The sequence below is a fragment of the Mucilaginibacter ginsenosidivorans genome (genome assembly GCF_007971025.1).
In the GTDB taxonomy this organism is placed as follows: Bacteria; Bacteroidota; Bacteroidia; order Sphingobacteriales; family Sphingobacteriaceae; genus Mucilaginibacter; species Mucilaginibacter ginsenosidivorans.
Genome location: NZ_CP042436.1, coordinates 4,609,871 through 4,629,843, shown reverse-complemented (window position 1 = coordinate 4,629,843; position 19,973 = coordinate 4,609,871). Strand labels below are relative to the sequence as shown.

At 45.8% G+C, this 19,973-nt stretch carries 17 protein-coding genes and 1 tRNA gene; 6 read left to right on the top strand and 12 right to left on the bottom strand.

The features are described 5' to 3' along the window. Window positions 1-95 precede the first annotated feature (95 nt). Both FRZ54_RS21080 and FRZ54_RS21075 read right to left on the bottom strand, forming a co-directional pair. A complete protein-coding gene (locus tag FRZ54_RS21080; protein WP_147033788.1) occupies window positions 96-1,364 on the bottom strand; it encodes a type IX secretion system plug protein in 1,269 nt (422 codons plus the stop codon). A gap of 35 nt (window positions 1,365-1,399) precedes the next feature. After that, entirely contained in the window at window positions 1,400-3,322 is a 1,923-nt protein-coding gene (locus FRZ54_RS21075; protein WP_147033787.1) for an ABC-F family ATP-binding cassette domain-containing protein, read from the bottom strand. 115 nt (window positions 3,323-3,437) lie between these two features. On the opposite strand from FRZ54_RS21075, the gene FRZ54_RS21070 reads away from it, so the two are divergent. Next, window positions 3,438-4,478 carry a quinone-dependent dihydroorotate dehydrogenase gene (locus FRZ54_RS21070; RefSeq protein WP_147033786.1) on the top strand — a complete coding sequence of 347 codons (1,041 nt, stop codon included), beginning with the start codon at window positions 3,438-3,440 and terminating at the stop codon, window positions 4,476-4,478. Window positions 4,479-4,540: 62 nt separating this feature from the next. On the opposite strand, the gene FRZ54_RS21065 is transcribed toward FRZ54_RS21070, so the two are convergent. From FRZ54_RS21065 to FRZ54_RS21055, 3 genes are all read right to left on the bottom strand, one after another. Further along, complete coding sequence (locus FRZ54_RS21065; RefSeq protein ID WP_147033785.1) at window positions 4,541-4,714, bottom strand: spore protein; 174 nt, start codon at window positions 4,712-4,714, stop codon at window positions 4,541-4,543. 30 nt (window positions 4,715-4,744) lie between these two features. Beyond that, window positions 4,745-4,815: transfer RNA gene (locus FRZ54_RS21060), tRNA-Cys, on the bottom strand. 46 nt (window positions 4,816-4,861) lie between these two features. After that, window positions 4,862-5,611 (bottom strand): TrmH family RNA methyltransferase, encoded by a 750-nt coding sequence (locus FRZ54_RS21055; protein WP_147033784.1) that lies wholly within the window; start codon window positions 5,609-5,611, stop codon window positions 4,862-4,864. Between FRZ54_RS21055 and tamL the strand changes: the two genes are divergently transcribed. Beyond that, entirely contained in the window at window positions 5,602-7,962 is a 2,361-nt protein-coding gene (gene tamL, locus FRZ54_RS21050; protein WP_147033783.1) for a translocation and assembly module lipoprotein TamL, read from the top strand. The genes FRZ54_RS21055 and tamL overlap by 10 nt on opposite strands. A 65-nt stretch (window positions 7,963-8,027) precedes the next feature. On the opposite strand, the gene FRZ54_RS21045 is transcribed toward tamL, so the two are convergent. Genes FRZ54_RS21045 through FRZ54_RS21025 form a run of 5 tightly spaced genes read right to left on the bottom strand, consistent with a single transcriptional unit; the run spans window position 8,028 to window position 12,280 of the window. Next, window positions 8,028-8,567, bottom strand: coding sequence for a hypothetical protein (locus FRZ54_RS21045; protein WP_147033782.1), 540 nt, complete (start codon window positions 8,565-8,567; stop codon window positions 8,028-8,030). Between the two features lie 52 nt (window positions 8,568-8,619). Further along, the gene (locus FRZ54_RS21040; RefSeq protein WP_147033781.1) at window positions 8,620-9,114 is read right to left on the bottom strand and encodes a TspO/MBR family protein; all 495 of its coding nucleotides are present in this window, start codon (window positions 9,112-9,114) and stop codon (window positions 8,620-8,622) included. A gap of 49 nt (window positions 9,115-9,163) precedes the next feature. Beyond that, window positions 9,164-9,793, bottom strand: coding sequence for a 4'-phosphopantetheinyl transferase family protein (locus FRZ54_RS21035; protein ID WP_147033780.1), 630 nt, complete (start codon window positions 9,791-9,793; stop codon window positions 9,164-9,166). Between the two features lie 12 nt (window positions 9,794-9,805). Then, window positions 9,806-11,500, bottom strand: coding sequence for a hypothetical protein (locus FRZ54_RS21030; protein WP_147033779.1), 1,695 nt, complete (start codon window positions 11,498-11,500; stop codon window positions 9,806-9,808). 6 nt (window positions 11,501-11,506) lie between these two features. Beyond that, the gene (locus tag FRZ54_RS21025) at window positions 11,507-12,280 is read right to left on the bottom strand and encodes an ABC transporter ATP-binding protein (protein WP_147033778.1); all 774 of its coding nucleotides are present in this window, start codon (window positions 12,278-12,280) and stop codon (window positions 11,507-11,509) included. Between the two features lie 157 nt (window positions 12,281-12,437). On the opposite strand from FRZ54_RS21025, the gene FRZ54_RS21020 reads away from it, so the two are divergent. Together FRZ54_RS21020 and FRZ54_RS21015 are read left to right on the top strand one after the other, a co-directional pair. Next, on the top strand, window positions 12,438-12,926 hold the full coding sequence (locus FRZ54_RS21020) for a (2Fe-2S)-binding protein (protein ID WP_147033777.1): 489 nt from the start codon (window positions 12,438-12,440) through the stop codon (window positions 12,924-12,926). Between the two features lie 12 nt (window positions 12,927-12,938). Continuing rightward, window positions 12,939-15,110, top strand: coding sequence for a xanthine dehydrogenase family protein molybdopterin-binding subunit (locus FRZ54_RS21015; RefSeq protein WP_147033776.1), 2,172 nt, complete (start codon window positions 12,939-12,941; stop codon window positions 15,108-15,110). Window positions 15,111-15,127: 17 nt separating this feature from the next. On the opposite strand, the gene FRZ54_RS21010 is transcribed toward FRZ54_RS21015, so the two are convergent. Together FRZ54_RS21010 and FRZ54_RS21005 are read right to left on the bottom strand one after the other, a co-directional pair. After that, entirely contained in the window at window positions 15,128-15,940 is an 813-nt protein-coding gene (locus FRZ54_RS21010; protein ID WP_147033775.1) for a transglutaminase-like domain-containing protein, read from the bottom strand. 109 nt (window positions 15,941-16,049) lie between these two features. Further along, a complete protein-coding gene (locus FRZ54_RS21005) occupies window positions 16,050-16,784 on the bottom strand; it encodes a peptidase (RefSeq protein ID WP_147033774.1) in 735 nt (244 codons plus the stop codon). A gap of 296 nt (window positions 16,785-17,080) precedes the next feature. On the opposite strand from FRZ54_RS21005, the gene FRZ54_RS21000 reads away from it, so the two are divergent. Both FRZ54_RS21000 and FRZ54_RS20995 read left to right on the top strand, forming a co-directional pair. Next, the gene (locus tag FRZ54_RS21000; RefSeq protein ID WP_147033773.1) at window positions 17,081-19,504 is read left to right on the top strand and encodes a glycoside hydrolase family 3 C-terminal domain-containing protein; all 2,424 of its coding nucleotides are present in this window, start codon (window positions 17,081-17,083) and stop codon (window positions 19,502-19,504) included. A 159-nt stretch (window positions 19,505-19,663) separates the two neighbouring features. Then, window positions 19,664-19,948, top strand: coding sequence for a hypothetical protein (locus tag FRZ54_RS20995; RefSeq protein WP_147033772.1), 285 nt, complete (start codon window positions 19,664-19,666; stop codon window positions 19,946-19,948). The last annotated feature ends 25 nt before the right edge of the window (window positions 19,949-19,973 follow it).

Below are 19,973 nucleotides of genomic sequence, written 5' to 3'. Positions count from 1 at the left end.
AATACTTGATTCGGGGGGCAACCTTAGTTCCAGCCCCAGCTATACTATTGCAAACGGGACATTTTACGCGACCCGGCAGCAATGAGCGAAAGGTGCTACCGATTTGTGGTATTCAGTCCCCGAAATCCCACCAACTCTGTCCAGCGTGCACCGGAAGGATGGTAGTAAACCAGTATCTCATATTCATTCTCGGTCTCATAATGCGACCCGCCGAATGCGGTATTATCGAGCTTTTGCGATCCTTTAGGCACCCATACATATTCATAATCATATACACCTTGTTTCAGGAATAATTGGATATGATAATGGTGGTCGGTAGGGTCGTAGGTTAGTTTACTCGCATCGCTAAGCTGATAGTTATTGAACTGGCCGACGATATATGCCGATCCATCGTTATCTGATCTCGTTGTTGCGAGCGTGAAGTACATGTGTGCGTAGTCGGCATCTATGCGCGGGTCACTGCCGCCATCCTGGTTGCCGGGAAAGAATTTGCCATCATTATCATAATAAAAAGAGTAATTCGGCTGGTTATTGGTAGGGTCTATCAGTAAAACAACTGTGTTCGCCGTGTCGCGGTAAATGTGTGATATCCTGTCCGAATTCAGCTTCAGGCTGCGGGTATCAAAATGCCTGAATTCGTTTAAACCCTGGAAGTTATTGGTGCTGAGGTCATTGTAAACCAGCGTATTGCCACGAATGCTGGCGGGCTGCGTGTTAAGGATAGCCGTTTCGCTGCGCCGGTTTTGCATGATCAGCGCGCGGATATCATAGTTGGGGTTTTGCACCCGCAACGACCCGTAATTGATCTCGAAATTGACCTTTTGGTCAGTCTCTCTTAATGTATTATCACTGGGGGGAACAACCTCGGCGATGGTCGAAACCTTTGGCTCCGCAACATAAAAACGCCGGGTAAGCACCATTTTGGATTTGTCCCCATCCTCGTAAACCTTAAGGATATAGTTGCCTGATATTTTAAGGCCGATGTTATCGTTCGGGAACCTGATCTCGTAATGGGTATATTTTTGAATGGTCGATGATGAATAATTATAATCGCGTATTTGGTCCTCAGTAAAGCTTTGCAGGTATTCCGCGGGCGAAATATTGGTGGGGGTCCAATTTTCATCGCAATGTTCAACTGTGTAGTAAAAATTGCGGCTGCCACCCTGCAGGTCATCAAAACCCAACAAAAGCTGTTCCCGCGAGTTTAGTTCTATAAGCGGGAACGACTGTGCCTTTTTGGTATTATACAATTCAACGGTCTTTATCCCGGGCTGAAATACCTGGTCGGTATACGGCGTTGTTTGCGCATAGCCGCCTGCGCTAAAAAATAAAGCGATGCAAATACATAAAGCAATTCTACTCATATTCTTAGCCGGGTGTAAATTCCCTGATCTTGTATTTATGATTCCAGCTCCAGTATCTGTTCCGCAAGTGATTCCCATTTAGCTTGTATCTCCTGCAGCTCCAGTTTTTTTAGCTGGTAATTATCGGTCACTTTCGTGGCGTTGTTGGCATCGTTGTAAAGTTTGTCATCGGCCAATTGTGTTTCCAGTTGTTTTACCGTTTTCTCCAGCTCAGTTATTTCCTGCTCCATCCTGACCAGTTCCTGGTTCAGCTTCTTTATTTGTTTCGAACGCTCGTCTGATTGGTGTTTCTCCGGCGAAGGCTCTTTTTTCTCTTCTTTCTTAGGCTGCGTTGCCGGCGCCGCGGCTTTTGGCGCCAGCTTACGTTTGGCAAACCACTCATCAAATTCGGCGTATGTGCCCGGGTATTGTTTTATCGCATGTTCCTCGATAAACCATATTTTATTTGCCACATTATCCAGGAAATAACGATCGTGCGATACGACAATGAAAGTGCCCTGGTATTGCTGTAATGCTTGTACCAGTATATTTACAGATGCAATGTCCAGGTGGTTGGTGGGCTCGTCCAGTACCAGGAAATTCGCGTCAGCCGTGAGCGCCTTTGCCAACGCTACGCGCGATTTCTCACCACCGGACAGTACCTTGATCTTTTTAAATACGTCGTCGCCCGTGAAGAGAAACGAGCCTAAGATGGTGCGCAGTTCTGTTTCGGTATGTTTTGGTGCGAATGATTGCAGCTCCTGTAAAACCGTATTTTCCAGATGCAATGCTTCCAGTTGGTGCTGCGCAAAAAAAGTTTGCGATACATTATGCCCGGTTTCAGCTTTGCCGGTGAAATCTTTATCAGCCCCGGCTATAATACGAAGCAGGGTTGATTTACCTTTGCCGTTAGCGCCTATTAATGCGATCTTATCGCCCTTTTCAATCACCGCTTCCGCATGTTCTAAAATATCGATAGCAGGGTATTTCTTCGTGATATTATCCAATGTTACCACATGTCTGCCCGATTGCTTTGAAAACCGGAAACTGAAGTTTACCGATGGATTATCATCATCCACATCATCAACACGCTCCAATTTATCCAGCGCCTTGATACGCGATTGCGCCATTTTTGCTTTCGATGCCTTAGCCCTGAAGCGTTCGATCAAACGTTCTTCCTGCCTTATTTTCGATTGCTGATTTTTAAACTCGCCGCGCTGAATTTCTTCACGCAGGGCCTTTTCTTCCAGGTAAAAGGAATAGTTGCCCGCGTAAACCGTGAGCTTGCCTTTACGCGATTCAACCGTACGGTTGATCACCCTGTCCAAAAACCACCTGTCGTGCGATACGATAACTATCGCACCTTCAAAAGCTTTCAGGTATTCTTCCAGCCATTGTATGGACGGTAAGTCAAGGTGGTTAGTAGGCTCATCCAGCAAAAGAATATCCGGAGCCTGCAAAAGTATCTTGGCCAGCATCACCCTCATGCGCCATCCGCCCGAAAATTCGCTCAGCTTGCGGTGTGTGTCCGGTTCGCTAAAACCCAAACCGGCCAGTATTTCGTGTGCTTTGTATTCGATATTATAACCATCCAGCACTTCAAACTCGTGCTGTTTGTCGCTTAGCTTGTGTAACAAGTCTTCGCTGTAATCCGTTTCGAGTTTCTTCAGCAGGTTCTCTATCTCGTCGTGCAACTGGTTCTGGCGCTCAAAGGCTTCCATGGCCACATGCAGGATATTCTTATCTGAAGAGTAGGAGAGCAGGTCCTGGTTAAGGTAACCCATGGTCAGGTCCTTGGCCATGGAGATGGTGCCCGATGTCGGCGTATACTCACCAACGATCATTTTCAGCAGGGTAGTTTTGCCCGTTCCGTTGGCCCCTATCAGGCCTATCTTTTCACCTGGCTTGATATGCCAGTTAGCCTCATCATATAAAGCCCGTGCACCTATCTCGAATGTAAGATTATTTATAGCGATCATTTGCGCGCAAAGATACGCTTTTTGAGGCTTAAAGCTTAAGGCAGATAGCAAAAAGCGTGCAGCCGGCATTAACTATGATCCATGAACTATGAACCAAAAAACCTAACTTCGCGCCATGTACCAGTTGATAAAACCGCTGCTGTTCCGGTTCGACCCTGAAAAGATACACTATTTTGTTACACGCAACTTAAAACGCTTCAACCGCTTTCCTGGTGGCTCAAAACTAAGCCGCATGATATGGGATGTGCAGGACACCCGGCTGGAGAAAGAAGTGTTCGGCTTAAAATTTAAGAACCCGGTTGGCCTCGCTGCAGGATTTGATAAAAATGCCGAGGTGATCAGCGAAATGGCCGACCTGGGATTTGGCTTTATCGAAGTGGGTACCGTAACCCCGCTGCCCCAGCCGGGTAATATCAAGCCCAGGATGTTCCGCCTGCCTGCAGATAAGGCGCTTATCAACCGTATGGGTTTTAATAACATGGGTGCCGATGTGGTAGCCGAGCGTATCGCCGCCTATCGCCGCAATGCTAAACCCTGGCAAAAAGGGCTCATCATAGGGGGTAACATTGGTAAAAATAAGGCCACTCCCAATGAAGAGGCCGTAAATGATTATATTAAATGTTTCGATCGCCTGTTCGATGTGGTCGACTATTTTGTGGTGAACGTAAGCTCGCCTAACACGCCCGGTCTGCGCGCCTTGCAGGAAAAGGAACCCCTGATGAATATTTTGAATACCCTGCAGCAACGCAATTCCAAAAACGGTATCAGCAGGCCGATATTATTAAAAATAGCCCCCGATCTGACACATGAACAACTGGACGATATTGTCGATATTGTTATCCAAACTAAAATAGCTGGTTTGATCGCAACGAACACGACCGTTATTCGCGAAGGACTCAGATCAGAAAAGTATGCAAACGAACAAGGAGGACTGAGCGGGAAACCATTGACTGAACATTCTACCGAAGTAATACGCTACCTTTCCCAGCGATCCAAAGGCGCGTTCCCCATTATCGGGGTAGGCGGCATACATTCGGCACAGGATGCGATGGATAAGTTAAAAGCAGGCGCATCATTGATCCAGCTTTATACAGGTTTTATATATGAAGGGCCAGGTTTGATCAGCCGGATCAATAAAAAAATCCTGTCTGCCTAAAGCAAACAGGATTTTTAACCCAATCAAAAAGTCTTCCCTACAGGGGGAGATTTAGAGGGGGCTTATTTACCTAAAGCCTTCGCGATAGCTTCGTTGTTTTTTGCTATCTGGCTGTGTTTCGGTTCAGCCGAACGGCTTCCCAGTTCGATGTTGGTTGCCAGCTTAAGGCCCTGAACCTCTAAACGTGAGAAAGTTTTATTCCTTCTGTCTTTTCTTTTTAAACGTGTAACGCCCATGGTGTTGTAATTTTAATATTGTAAACCTCGAGGTCGGAAGCGGATTCGAACCGCTGTAAAAGGTTTTGCAGACCTCTGCCTAGCCACTCGGCCATCCGACCCTTTTTAAGGAGTGCAAAAATAGTAAATATTTATTGGCTGGCAATTTTATTTTAAAGCTTTTCTGCTTATTTCCGAACAAAATAAAGCTGTTGCTATCGCTACATTCAATGATTCCGCTTTGCCGGCACGTGGTATAGTAACTGCGCGGGTAATCAACTTTTCTGTTTCGGGCCTGATCCCATTCCCTTCATTACCCATCAAAATAAGCCCTTCATGGCCAAAATCTGTATTATAAATGTTATTCCCGCTTAGCAAAGCACCGAATACCGGCATCTTCACTGAAGATAAAAGTGCACCCAATTCTGTATAATAAACCTTAACCCTCGCCAACGAACCCATACTGGCCTGCACCACCTTCGGATTATAAACATCAACCGTATCTTCCGAACAAATAATTCGCTCAACACCGAACCAGTCGGCAATGCGGATAATGGTTCCCATATTGCCCGGGTCCTGGACACCATCCAATGCCAGTGAAAACTTCCCCTTCAATTCAAGGTGGCCCAGCGCAGGCCACGCGGGTATTTTGATTTGTGCCACAACATCCTGCGGCGTTTTAAGACTGCTTATTTTCTCAAGGTCGGTAACAGAAATTTCACACAAGTTTATTTTTTGGGATAATTTCAGCACTTTTGAATCGAACCGGGGAATATGATAAACAGTTTCTATTTGGTAGGGCGAATCGGCAAATTCGATGATGGATTTGTGGCCCTCCACCAAAAATAAACCTGCGTCGCGGCGAAACTTTTTATGTTGTAATGACTTTAATAAATTGATCTGGGATTTTGAAAGCATATAGTACAAAAGGTTACCGCCTTACAATATTAAGTATTCTTCTCGTCTTTCTGGTTTCGGCCTGCAGTTTAACCCGGCGGCTTAACGATAACCAGGCGCTTGTGCGTAAAATAACGATAAAGGGGGTTGATAAAGAGTTTTCAGAAGCTGCGATCAACTACGTGGATAAGGATCAGCAACCCAATAATAAATTTAATCTCCGGTTGTATTACTGGTTCAGCAAAAACGGGAAAAAGGATATCGGGGAACCGCCTAATATCGTGGATACGTCGCTGGTCGAATTTTCAAAACAGCAGATTCAGAAATTTTTGAGGAACAAAGGTTACCTGAAAGCCACGGTCACCGATACCATAAAAGTAAAAAATAAACGCGCCGAACTGGTGTTTACTGCAACAGAGGGCCCGATGTTCAGATTCCGCAGCTATACCGATAGCATTGCTGATAAAAAGTTAGAACATCTTTACCGGCAATATGTTTCCTCGTTTAGCCATGTAAGGCCAGGTGGGCGATATGATGCCGACACGTTGGCTTATGATCGGGATGGAATATATACTTTAATGAAGCGAAACGGATACTACGATTTCCTGCGTCAATACGTCACGTTTGATGCCGACACCACTTTTAATAAAAGCGTTGCCGATGTTAAAATGATCATCGATAACCCACAGGGAAAAAATGCCCATCCTACCTACAGGATCAATAATACCACCATAACGATATCGAACACGAGCGGTAGAAACACTGGCCCGGCGGATACGTTGAAGGTAGATTCTCAATACAAGTTCATTGACTATTCGCACAAATTCAATCCCCGGATCATCACCATTTATGATTTCCAGAAAAAAGGGGAACTATATAATTTAGACAGGCAAATACTAACGACATCGCGTTTAGCCGAGTTAAATGTCTTCAGGAATGTGCCTAATCCCGCCTACGAAAAACTTGGAGACAGCACCAACCGGCTCAATAAAAGAATAGACCTGGTGCCCTTAAAACAAATGTCGGACAGAGTTGAGGGCGAATTCCTGTTCAACGGGGGAAGGTACGGTTTTAACATCGGCAATACGTTTACCGACAGGAACCTGTTCAAGTCGGCTACCATTTTACAGGTTAAGCTCAATTATAATACTTTGTTTGATAATGGCAATAACTCCACGGTGCGCGGCGCTGTCGAAAACCAGGAGTTTAAACTAGGTGCAAGTGTTACTTACCCTCAAATACTTTTCCCTTTTAATCTGCCAATTTTGGGAAAATATGGCGTGCCGCATACCACTTTCGCAAGCAGCTACTCATTGTTCTTTCAAAAGGGTTTGGTAGAGCGGCAAAGTTTTGTAAACTCTATCAGCTATGATTTTACGGAGACAGCCAGTAAGATACATACGGTAACGCCGATTGATATCGAATTTTCAAAAGGAACGATAAACGAAGGCGCAAGGGATTCCCTGTTGAATAAAGGGTATTACTCTTACGTGTATCTCATAGGCCGTACCATTTTTACTTCGGGTTCGCAATACACCTACCAGCTTAATGCGAACAAACTCAATTCCTATCAAAACTTTATTTATTTCAGGGGAAGTCTGGATATTGGTGGTAACACCCTGTCGCTGCTCAGCAATATATTCAACACCGCCCGCGATACCGCCGGACAGCGTACCATTTTCGGATATACCTTTGCCCAGTACACCAAAATGGAAGTAGATGTTCGGTTCTATAAAGATCTTGCCCACGAGCAGCAGTTTATTTTACGGATGAACGCTGGTGTCGGCGTTCCTTATGGCAACAGTTCCCAATTGGTATTCGAAAAAAACTTTTATGTGGGCGGCGCTAACGATATCAGGGCGTGGATACCGCGTACACTCGGCCCGGGCCAGTTTAACAGGGCAAGCTACGGGACTGACGATGCCGCCAATGAGCTCCGAAGCAGGTTACGTTACCTCGACCAATTCGGAGAAATAAAATTCGTCGCGAACGCCGAATACCGGTATAAAATAGCCAATAATTTTTTTGGATCGGCGCTTAAAGGGGCCTTTTTCGTGGATGCGGGTAATGTTTGGCGGCTGCATAAACAAGACCAGTTCCCTAACCAGGAGTTCAGGCTGAACAATATCCTACCCTCTACAGCCATGGCTATCGGAACCGGCTTACGGTTCGATCTTACCTTTTTTGTATTTCGGCTCGATGCAGCATTTAAATTTAAGGACCCCGAATTTTCAGGCTCCGATCAATGGGTACTCCTCAAACATGGTAACGAACTTTTCCATTCGGGTACGTTCAAAGATACGTACAAGGTCACCAATGGCGAAAGTTATAATTTTATGCAGCTCAACTTCGGCGTAGGCATGCCGTTCTGATCAATAGTTGAATAATTGATTTACTAAATTTTTGAAAGTAACGTTCAGGGATTTCCGCTTTAAACTCACTTACCGAACATCCCCTTCAACCCATCGATAATGCTTTCGAAAAACGTGCCGGCTCCCAGGTTATGGTTATAATTGAAATAGATAAATACGATGAAAATGATGGCGGCTATGATGATGAATTTTTTGAACATATAGCCCAGCACGACAAGCAGTATCGGGATAGCCAGCAGTACGATCCAGCTAATGTGGACCGGGATCAATTTATGGTCGCCTTTATAAACGTAGTAAAGTATGGAATGTGTACCGGCCTCGTCGACATGTTTCACGTATAGAAAACTTGACTTGTCAAGTTTTTCGTGGTAGAAAGCCGTGCCCTTGTCAAAACGCAGATCTTTCTGAAAGCCGTTTACAGTAAAGGAGAAAATACCATTTATATTTTCCAGGATATTACTGGCTGTGTCAACCGCGACAACGGCAATCTCGTTTTGGGCGAACGGATTTTCCTTAATGGCAAAATGTTTGATGGTAACAGTATCAGCGAAAGAGATACTCACACAAAATAAAAGCAGGCAGGCGGACAACAAAAACTTTTTCATATTTCGGGATACGACCAGGCCGGTCGCGATGTTGAAATAAAAGTAATATTTTTTATCGGTTAAGCAGGTAAATACTAAAGTTAAGCACAGTTGCAAAGCTTACCCAAAGCAGGTAGGGAACAAGTAGCCACGAAGCAACCTTACTGAATTTTCCGAAATAAATTATAGTAGCCAGTATCATCAGCCATAAAAGTTTGATGACAATAAGTGCACCTAACAGTTCGTGCATTCTGAAGAAAACCAGCGACCAGGAAAAATTCAGTATAAGTTGGATGACGTAAACAGCGGCAGTAACCTTAAATATACCGGAATCGTCGCGCCGCTTCCATACCAGGTATGCTGAAATGCCGATAAGAATATAAAGAGTTGTCCAAACAGGAGCGAATACCCAGTTTGGCGGGTTGAATGAAGGCTTTTTTAAAGTGACGAACCAGCCGCTTATTTCGGGGCGCGTAAAAAATGATGCCGCAAAACCGATAAACAGTGTTATAATTATGCTGATGGCCAGCGGGAGGTACTGTATTTTTTTTTGATGAGTAGTTTCCATGCAAGGTTTGACTGGACGATACTGATAACCCAAAAAGACAGATAATGTTTTACAGGTTGACAGCCAGTAATATAACACTGGACGGGCTTGTTGTTGCGATATGGCATGGATAACCTGTATCAATGTTCAATTTTTGGATGTGATAGGTCATGTTGGCATATTCAACCACATCGCCCGTCACATCAACAGACGAAAACGGTATATTAAAGCCAGTACCTACGGCCTTTAATAAAGCTTCCTTTCGGGTCCAGAAGTCGTAAAAGCCCCTCATGATATCGGGGTAACTCCGGATGACCTCCCGTTCGGCGTAAGTAAAGTAGTCGGTATACTCACTCAGGTCAGTCGGTTTGATCTGCTCGATATCGACACCAACCTTGCCGGTGGCCGTTCCGCAGCAAATGGCAAAATTGCCTGAGTGAGCTATGTTAAAATCAATGCCGTGGTCAAAATATGGCCGATGATAGGAACTATATTTTACATCGCCTAATGAGAAATGGATGTCGAATTGTTGCAGCAGCTTCGCCAGCAACAGTTTCCCCGCGATGTAAAGTTGCTTGTCTGTCCATACCCTTTTTTTTGATGCTTCGGCACGCATATTCTGAGGAAGCAAGAGCAACTTCTCAGCAAGCTCCTGCTCGCTCCATTGGCGGTCGATATGGGCATAACAGCAAGTTAGCATCCTTAATTCAGCCTACAGGTCATCAGCCATTTCCAAATTTTCCCAGCTTGTTTTTTTGTAATAATGCAACATAAGCCAGGCTATAAAAGCAAACAGTATGCAGAGTATCCAGATCACGTTTTCCCACTTCATCAGGTAGTAATGCCCAAAGCCGATACCGCCGAGAAAGGTTACGACCAGTAGTGAAGCAATAAAACGGCCGCCCCCCTGTTTTACGATCACCGGTTTCGAGAATGGGAGGCCTTTTACCATAAATAGCGCCATCAGCACACCGTAGATGCTGCTGATGAGCATAGCCAGGATAATATCGTTAATGGCCCCGGGGCCCCAAATAGCTACAATAATTATTGCCAATACAAGGCAATACGGTAAAAAGTAAATAGTTAGTATAGCCTTATACATGCCCGAAAGTATCTTTCCCGGCTGGCTTATAGGAGTAGAATAATATACCCAGGCCGATTTGTATTTCTCCGACATCGATATGTTGGTCAGGATAGCCGAAAGTATGAAAGTGCAAAGGTAGATCAGTATGATATAATTGTGCCCGTTTCTTAAGTTTTCCCAGCGTTCAGCAAGGTCTTGCCCTTTGCCGTTAAAGGTGAAATAAACGAAATAAATGGGAATATAGCCGAATGCCGGGTAAACTTTCATTTTGAATTCGCGGGTGCGGGTAGAGAGTTTCCAGGTTATCTTAAAGCCTGCATTCTCAACAGGGTCGGCTGCGACCAGGCTTGCGATCCTGTCCAATACCCCCGACCTCTTTTCTTTTTTTATCGCAGCCGGCGAAGCGCTGTTGCCGTCGGAAGTGGCGATAATAGCAAGGCGGCGGTTAAAGCCTGGGGCCAAAACTTTGGCCACCAGCCAAAGGCCGAATACCGGGACGACGAGCCCCGCGATGGCAAGCAAACTCGTGATGATATCCGCACGTACATGATGGAACAGCAATTCATTCAATGCAGTTATCCAGACAGGCGGGAGAATATAGGAAAACCAATGGCCCAGGATATTAACATTTTCAATTTTCGAAACATCTATCAACCTGGGCAGCAGGTAATATGCACCGAATATAACTATAGTGAACCCGATCTGGATATAAGTGATAATGTCCTTGAACCTTTGCGGGCTTACAAACTTCATGATCACCAGGTATACAATATTGACAATGAAGATGGCAAGAAATGTTGCCTCCAATATCTGTAATAAAAATACCGGGATAGCCAGCGGGCCGTCGATAAAGCCTATCATCACCAAACCCGGTGCGCCCTGTAAAAGTGCGAGGCGAAGAACATAAATACTGATATGCAAAATACGCGCAACGGTTACCGTACGATCATTTACCGGGCGCGGCGCAATAATATACTGATCGCGTGAATCGACCAAAACGGTGGTGAAATCAGAGATAAGTGTAAGAGCCATGAATACCATAAACGCGCTGAAATAGAGCGTCTGCCCGACATAAGGCGCTTTATTGATAAAGAGCACCAGGCCAATAAGGAAACCCATTAAAACGGTGAAAAAACCAACCATCCAGGGCGATTGCACCTTGTTTTTTGCATTCTTTCGTGCTGCGAACGCCGTCCTGGGCCTGCGGTTGTCGATTAGCAGTTTGATGCGCAATATCTCGTTCAACTGGTAGGTATCAACACCTGTGCGAACCAGCACCGGGTTAAGGAATGTTATAAAACGCAGGAATATTTTGTCTATCATAACAGGTCAGTCAAAAGCATTAATGATCGCATCTGTTTCACTTGAAGTATCTTCGCGGCCCGTCAGTTTAGAGAATATGCGTTCCAGCGTATCGCTATGATTTTGTTTAAGGGATTCAAACGTCCCGTCGGCAATTATCTCGCCTTTGTTGATCAATAATATCCTGTCCGATACTTTTTCAACCACGTCCATCATATGCGAACAATAAAATATCGTTTTACCTTCCTTTGAAAGCCGCGTGATCAATTCTTTGATCATGATGACAGCATTTGCATCCAGCCCGGACAGCGGTTCGTCCAGTATAATGATCCTTGGGTTGTGGATAATGCCTGCAATAAGCAGCACCTTTTGTTTCATCCCCTTTGAAAAGGTATCCATCCTGTCATCAGCGTTAACACCTAACCCAAACGCGGCAAGTAATTTCCGCGCTCTTTCCTGAAGCGCATTTTCTTCCATGCCATACAACTTGCCAATAAAATCAAGATATTCCATTGGCGTAAGCACGTCGTATATCTCGGCGTTCTCGGGCACGTAGCCAAAAAGCTTTTTGATGGCCAGCGGGTCCTTTGCCATGCTGATACCCTCGACCAGCACTTCGCCCTCAAAATCAGGAATAAGACCTGTCAGAATTTTTACGGTGGTCGATTTTCCGGCGCCGTTGGGCCCTATGTACCCGATAACCTGCCCAGGGTAAATATCGAGGGAAAGGTTTTTTAATACCTGTTTCTGGCCATAGGATTTGGAAAGATTGCGTATTTGGATAAGAGGCGTCTCTGTCATAGGATGATCGGATATTTGCCGGTAAATTAATGAAAATAACCAAGCTTATCAGGATGATAACGAAATTATAACCCTGGAAATTTAGCCGGTTTAAGCTTTTTTGATGTATTGTTTATTTAGAGTAATTAAGTAGCTTTATATACTCAATCACAACCTCATGGCTGATCACACACTAATTATTAATGGCCAATCCCATACCGTTGACGTCGATCCTCAAATGCCCCTGCTTTGGGTAATACGGGACGTCATAGGCCTTAAGGGAACAAAATTTGGCTGCGGGATAGCGCAGTGCGGCGCTTGTACAATCCACCTCGACGGCGACCCAACACGGTCATGCAGCATCCCGGTATCTATAGCCGACGGTAAAAAAATAACCACCATCGAAGGTATATCCGAAACAGGCGACCATCCTATACAAAAAGCGTGGATCGATCAGCAGGTGCCGCAGTGTGGCTATTGCCAGTCGGGGCAGATCATGTCGGCGGTAACGCTCCTTGCGAAGAACCCCAACCCAAGCGATGCCGACATTGATGTTGCAATGTCGGGTAATATTTGCCGGTGCGGCACTTACCAGCGTATTCGTAAAGCCGTTCACCAGGCCGCGGGAAACGCGGGTAAGCAAAATAATTTAGCTGAAGCCAAATAACCGGAGGTCACCATGGAAGAAAAAACAAAGATAAACCGCAGGAAATTTATAACGATCTCGGGCATTGCAGGCGGCGCCCTGGTGTTAGGGTACGCCTTATTAAAAGAAACAAAGCTTGGCGAACTGGTGAACATGAGCAGCGTTGACGCCGGGTCGGAGTTCACACCTTATATTATTATCGACAGATCGGGGAAGATAACCCTGATGAACCCCAAGGCCGAGATGGGGCAGGGTACGTATCAATCGGTACCGGCTTTGATCGCCGAGGAACTGGAGGTGTCCCTGGACCAGGTGACCGTTAAATCAACTTCAGGTGAAGCCAAATTTCCGGACGACCAGCAAATGACAGGGGGAAGCTCTTCGGTCAATACAAACTATTTGCCCCTGCGTACGGCAGGAGCAGCGGCAAAAGAAATGCTGGTAAAGGCTGCCAGTGATAAATGGGGAGTTCCCGTAGCGGAGTGCTATGCAGCAAATGCGATGGTTCATCATAAACCTTCGGGTAAAAGCATCGGCTATGGTGAGCTTGCCGAAAGGGCTTCTAAACTGCCCGTGCCAAAAAAACCGGCACTAAAGGATCCTAAAGATTTCAGGATACTTGGCAAATCATCACCCCGGAACGATATTCCCCTGAAGGTGAAAGGGAAGGCCGTTTTTGGTATAGATGCTGATGTGCCGGGGATGGTCTACGCATCTATCGAACGCTGCCCGGTGTTAGGCAGTAAGCTTGTGAGTTTCGACGATAGCGACACATTTAAAATAAAAGGGGTAACGCAGGTAGTTAAAACAGATCGTATATTTTTCAAAAACCACTATATGGGCCTTGCAGTGATCGCCGATAACTACTGGGCGGCATTACAGGGCAGGAAAGCACTAAAAGTGACCTGGGATAACCAGGGTCTTGATAAATTCAATTCGAAAGATTACGAACAGAGCCTTCGCGAGCTTTCAAAAACTGAAGGGCTTACCGCACATAAGGATGGCGATTTTGATGCGGGTTATGCCCATGCCGCAAAAAAAATTGAGGCTTTGTACGAGACCCCGTTTGTTTCCCATTCGCCGATGGAGCCCATGAATTGTACGGCTGAATGGAAGGACGGCAAAATGGAGGTGTGGGTATCATCGCAGGGCGCAGCATGGACACGCGATGAGATAGCAAAGGCCCTATCCATCCCTAAAGAAAACGTAAAAGTAAATATGCTGTTCAACGGCGGCGGCTTCGGCCGGCGCATATCGCAGGATTTCGCTGTTGAAGCGGCATCTATCGCCAAGGCAGTAAATAAACCTGTCAAGCTGATCTGGACCCGCGAAGATGACACATCGCTGGGACCGTTCCGGCCGGCGACTTTTTCGGCCATGAAAGGCGGATTATCCGGCGACGGGAAAGCTGTTGCTTTTCAGCATAAGGTAGTTTCCCCGTCCATTAATGCTACTATAATGGACAAATTCGATAAAACCAAGGTTGACGAGGATATGGTGGAAGGGATCAGCATCCAACCTTATGAAATACCGAATGTAAGGAATGCTTATGTCTATTCCGAAATTCATCTGCCTTTAACCTGGTGGCGCTCGGTTACTGCATCTACTGTGTCCTTTGCGCACGAAAGTTTTATTGATGAAATGGCGGCTGCAGCCGGTAAAGACCCAATGGCCTTCAGATTGGGCATGCTTAATAAGCCATCAGACAGCAAAAAGGTGTTGATGAAGCTTAAAGAGGTTTCGCATTGGGATGCACCGTTACCAGCAGGAAAGGCCCGGGGAGTGGCCCAATGGAACTTTTTCGCTGGATTGTGCGGCCACGTAGTCGAGGTATCAAGGGGGAAGAACAACTCTGTAAAAGTAGACAAGATATATTCGGTGATCGATCTCGGCACCGTGGTTAACCCCGAGAATGTAAGATCGCAGGTTGAGGGGGGCATTGTGATGGCTCTTACTGCTGCCACAAAAGATGCGATAACCTTCCAGAATGGAAAGGCAGTACAGTCAAACTTTCATAATAACCGTATGTTGAGGATAGACGAAATGCCGGAAATAGAAGTACACATACTTGCCGATGGCGGCCCGGTCATTAAAGGTGTTGGCGAACCTGGCTTACCTCCTTTGGCACCGGCACTGTGCAATGCTGTTTTCGCGCTGACGGGTAAACGCGTAAGAAAATTGCCTTTTGATCTGACTAATGTGTAGCGAGTGATATAACCGGATCAATAATAAAACGGCTCGAAATTCTCGTCTGCCAGTTCACACTTCACCTGCATAGAAGTGAACAGGATATCGCCGAAGATATTGGCTATGGCTGTGTCGGCGGCATCGCGGCCGGTAGCAATTTTGATAAGGCCGTTCAGGGGTACCAGGCGCGTAGCATCGAACAATATCCACTCATCCCCAATATAGGCCTCAAAGCATGCATGGAAATCTCCAGGTTTTAACTGGTACGCATAGCCGGTGTAATAACGCGCCGGAATGGTAAGCGCGCGGCACAGCGCTATGCCCAGGTGGGCAAAATCGCGGCAAACACCCGCCTGTTCGGTAACCGTATCATAAGCCGATGTTTGGGCATTGCTGAAACCGCTACGGTATTCGACATTTTTATTGATCCAGTTGGCAAGTGTGACTACCTTTTCAAAGGGATTGGCGATATGACCGAACAGGTTATTGGCCAGCCTGAACAACTTATCCGACTGGCAATACCGGCTTGGATATAAATAGGGTAGCACCGCCGGGTCCATCTTGCCTACCATGATCTCCTCGCGGCTGGTATGATTTTTTACCTCAAAGTCATTATCTACCGTCGCTTCGTAAGCTATCTGCACGATACTTTTTTCGGGCACTTCCAGGCGGATGATCCTGTTTTCACCATTAACGGCAAATAATTCTTCAACCTTTAAATAAGGATCTACCGTAAGCGTCTCTTCCAGCACGGCCTGTGTAGGCGTACGCAAGGCGTGGATATTTAATATCAGTGTGCCTGCTGAACGCACATCATAAGTCATTTGAGCAGACACATTGAATTTCATCTTTCAGCTAATTAATAAACAAGTTGAATTAAGTTGATTTGTTGGAATTTGTTTTGAAAAGGATTAAATATGACCATCCATTTAACTTAATCCAGTTGAACAATCGGTATTACATGCCCTCCTGGGCGGGCAATTTCGAGAACGCGGCGTCCATCCATTCATCGGGGATGTCCTCCAGTGCTTTCTTTAATTCCTCCGCCCATTGTGCCGAAATTGACTGCAGGTCCTTTTGCTCGTATCGCTGCTCGGTAAGCGAAAAGCTGTTCTTTTTATAAAGCACCACATCTATCGGGAAATCGACGTTGTTTGAACTCACCCTTGTCGAGTCAAACGACAGGAACCCAGCCTTCAGTGCCAGTTTCATGCTCGATTCCTCCGTTAGCGTCCGGTTGAGGATAGCCTTACCATGCCCCGAGTTGCCGATGATGACGTATGGTGCTCCCTGTCCCAGTTCAACCCAATTACCTTCGGGGTATAACAGGAACAATTTTGGTTCCTTGTCATCCTTCAGCTGTCCGCCGATTATCGTGTTCAGGTCGAATTTAAAGCCGGCATGTTCAAGCGAATCCTTGTCTTCTTCAGCCACTTTCTTTACCTGCAGGCCAAAAGCATTTACCGCTTTGTATAATTTATTGAACTCCTGGCTATCCAGTTGCTCCCTGAAATATACTACCGCTTTATCCCTCACCGACCTCAACCCGCTTGTCATGATAAAAAGCGAAAAATTGTCCTTTTGTTCTACAAATACTTTCTTTTTATAGACCGTTTCCGTTCCCGATGTGATCAGTGTGTCGGCAATGGCCACCAGACCTTCCTTTACCTTAATTCCTAAGCAATAAGTCATTTGTTTTTTGATAATAAAGTGGCGCAAAGTAATCAATTAAAACGATTCAGGTTGATTCAGGCTTCAAATCTTCTCTGTTCAAAGTCCGCTTACTTTTGCTTGCGAATTCACATATCAAAACCGGTTCTTGCCTGCCTTTGAGGTTGGTGCGTGTATTATTTCTTAAAATAAATACCAGCTTCTTTCATATTTCATAAAATAATATTTATCATTGTGTCTAATTGACACTATCGATTTGTCAGACCAGTTATACTGCCGGTGATCTATACCGGATCAAACCCAAATAAAACTTCGTAATGAAAAGAAAAGTATCCATTTTGTCCATCCTTGCCATCTTATGGTGTGTGGGCGCATCGGCTCAAAAAAAGCCTGCCGCAGCCGCTCCGCAGCTGGGCAAGAGCCCTTTGAAGGCGGTTATAAAAGCTATGACCGTGGAAGAAAAAGTTAAATTAGTAGTGGGCATGGGCTTTAAAATGCCGGGAGCAAGCTCTGCCCCGAAAAAGAAGGACACCGGAACCACCGCGGTACCTGCAGCAACGCCGCCTGCTTTTACGTTGCCCCCGATAGATCCAAGTGACGACATTCCTGAAAAGGTGCCGGGGGCTGCAGGGCGTACACATGCTATAAAACGACTCGGTATACCGTCCATTACTGTTTCTGATGGTCCAGCCGGTATCCGCATTGATCCTATACGTAACGGCGATAGTTCAAAAACTTACTATGCTACCGCTTTCCCGGTGGGCACTTTGCTGGCATCGTCGTGGGATGTTAACCTGGTGCACAAAGTGGGTGTTGCCTTCGGTAATGAGATACACGAATACGGTGCTGATGTGATATTGGGCCCCGGCGCTAATATTCACCGCAACCCACTGGGGGGGCGTAACTTTGAATATTATTCCGAAGATCCCCTGGTATCGGGCAGTATGGCCGCTGCTATTATCAATGGCATACAATCGCAGGGGGTAGGGACGTCTATCAAACATTTTGTCGCCAATAACCAGGAAACCAACCGCAACAGCGTTAATACTATTGTGAGCCAAAGGGCGCTGCGCGAGATATACCTGAAGGATTTCGAAATCGCCATCAAGGCGTCGCACCCATGGACAGTAATGTCGTCCTACAATAAACTGAACGGCCCTTATACCTCCGAAAACCCTGACCTGCTGACCACTATACTTAAAAAGGAGTGGGGCTTTAAAGGTTTTGTAATGACCGACTGGTTTGGTGGCCGCGACGCTGTTGCACAGGTGAATGCCGGTAACGACCTGCTGATGCCAGGCACCACCATGCAATCCAAAGCGATCATTGAGGCAGTTAACAGCGGCAAGATCAAAATGTCGCAGTTGGACGCCAATGTCGAAAGGATATTGAATATTGTCCTTAAATCGCCCGAATTTAAAAAGTATAAATACTCAAGCAAACCCGACCTGAAAAAGAACGCAGCCGTATCGCGTATGGCAGCGGCACAGGGCATGGTACTGCTAAAAAATGATGATAAGGCATTACCATTAAATGGTAAAAAAGTTGCACTTTTCGGTAATACATCTTATGACCTGATAGCCGGTGGAACCGGTAGCGGTAACGTGAACAAGGCATACACTATTTCGCTTATCCAGGGCCTTACCAATGGGGGTTATTCGGCTGACGCTAACCTGAAAAACGCGTATGAGACTTATATAAGCGATGCAAAAGCCAAACAGCCAAAGAGCAGGATGTCGTTTTTTATGCTTCCGCCGCCTATTCCGCAAATGGCTATAACGCCTGATATGCTGTCGCAGGAGGCTGAAAATGCCGATGTGGCAGTAATCACCCTCGGCAGGAACGCCGGCGAGGGCGCCGACCGCAAGGTGGAAAACGATTTCAATTTAATGGATTCGGAACAGGCCCTGATCAAAAATATTTCGGATGCATTCCACGCTAAAGGCAAAAAACTGGTAGTAGTGCTGAACATTGGCGGTGTTATTGAAACCGCAAGCTGGCGCGGCCAGGTTGACGGTATCCTGCTGGCATGGCAGCCAGGCCTTGAGGCCGGTAACGCCATAACCGATGTATTAAGCGGCAAAGTAAACCCTTCGGGTAAACTGGCTACCACTTTCCCGGTTAAATATGACGACGAGCCTTCGGCAAAAGACTTTCCTGGCAAGGAACTCCCAATGCCCGAAGGTGAGAAGCCGAACCCTATGCGCGGCCACCCCGCTGTAGTTACTTATGAAGAAGGCATTTACGTGGGCTACCGCTACTTCACCACTTTTGATGTGAAACCGGCTTACGAGTTTGGCTACGGCTTATCTTACACCAAATTCAAATACAGCGATCTGAAACTAAGTTCTAAAACCTTTAATGGCGCTATTACCGCAACAGTTACCGTTACCAATACCGGCAACGTAGCCGGCCGCGAAGTGGTTGAGCTTTATGTAAGTGCGCCTGCAGCAACTTTGCAGAAACCCGAAGAAGAACTGCGTGCATTTGGCAAAACTAAAACCCTGCAGCCTAAAGAATCGCAAACCATGAGTTTTACCTTATCGGCAAAGGACCTCGAATCGTTTAATACGGCACAATCGGTCTGGGTTAGCGAAGCGGGTACCTATACCGTAAAAGTTGGCGCTTCATCTACGGATATCAAAAAGACGCAAAAATTTGAATTGCCAAAAACCATCGTTGTCGAAAAAGTACACAATGTGTTAAAGCCTGAAGTGCAGATAGATGAACTAAAGAAATAAGAACAACGCACACATTAACTGTTCCTATAATGAGCCCGTTCCCGGTTTACCGGGGCGGGTTTTTTGTTGGGAAAACCGCTCATCGCGCTGATATGCCCCAATTGCTTAATTTACAACTTATTAGTATGGGTTGACAATTATAAAAGAGTACCTTGCCGGATGGATTTAGCAGAGGCAAAAAAGAAGCTTAAAGAAAACAAGCATCTGATAGGAAAAGTATTCGAAGGGAGCAAAATAAGCGAGTTGGTTATTTTGCCTCTCAATAACCAGCATCTTACGGACATTATAATGTGTATCGACTTTCACCAGTCGTACGACCAGTATTTAAAGCTCTACAGGGATTTTGAAGTTGTCGCTTTTCTTAATTTTGACCAATACCCTATCAATGGGTATTTATCAAGCCAAACGTTGAACCGCGTTCTACAGGGCGTTTCAGAACAATAGCGGTCCCATGGGTTAATCGACGATG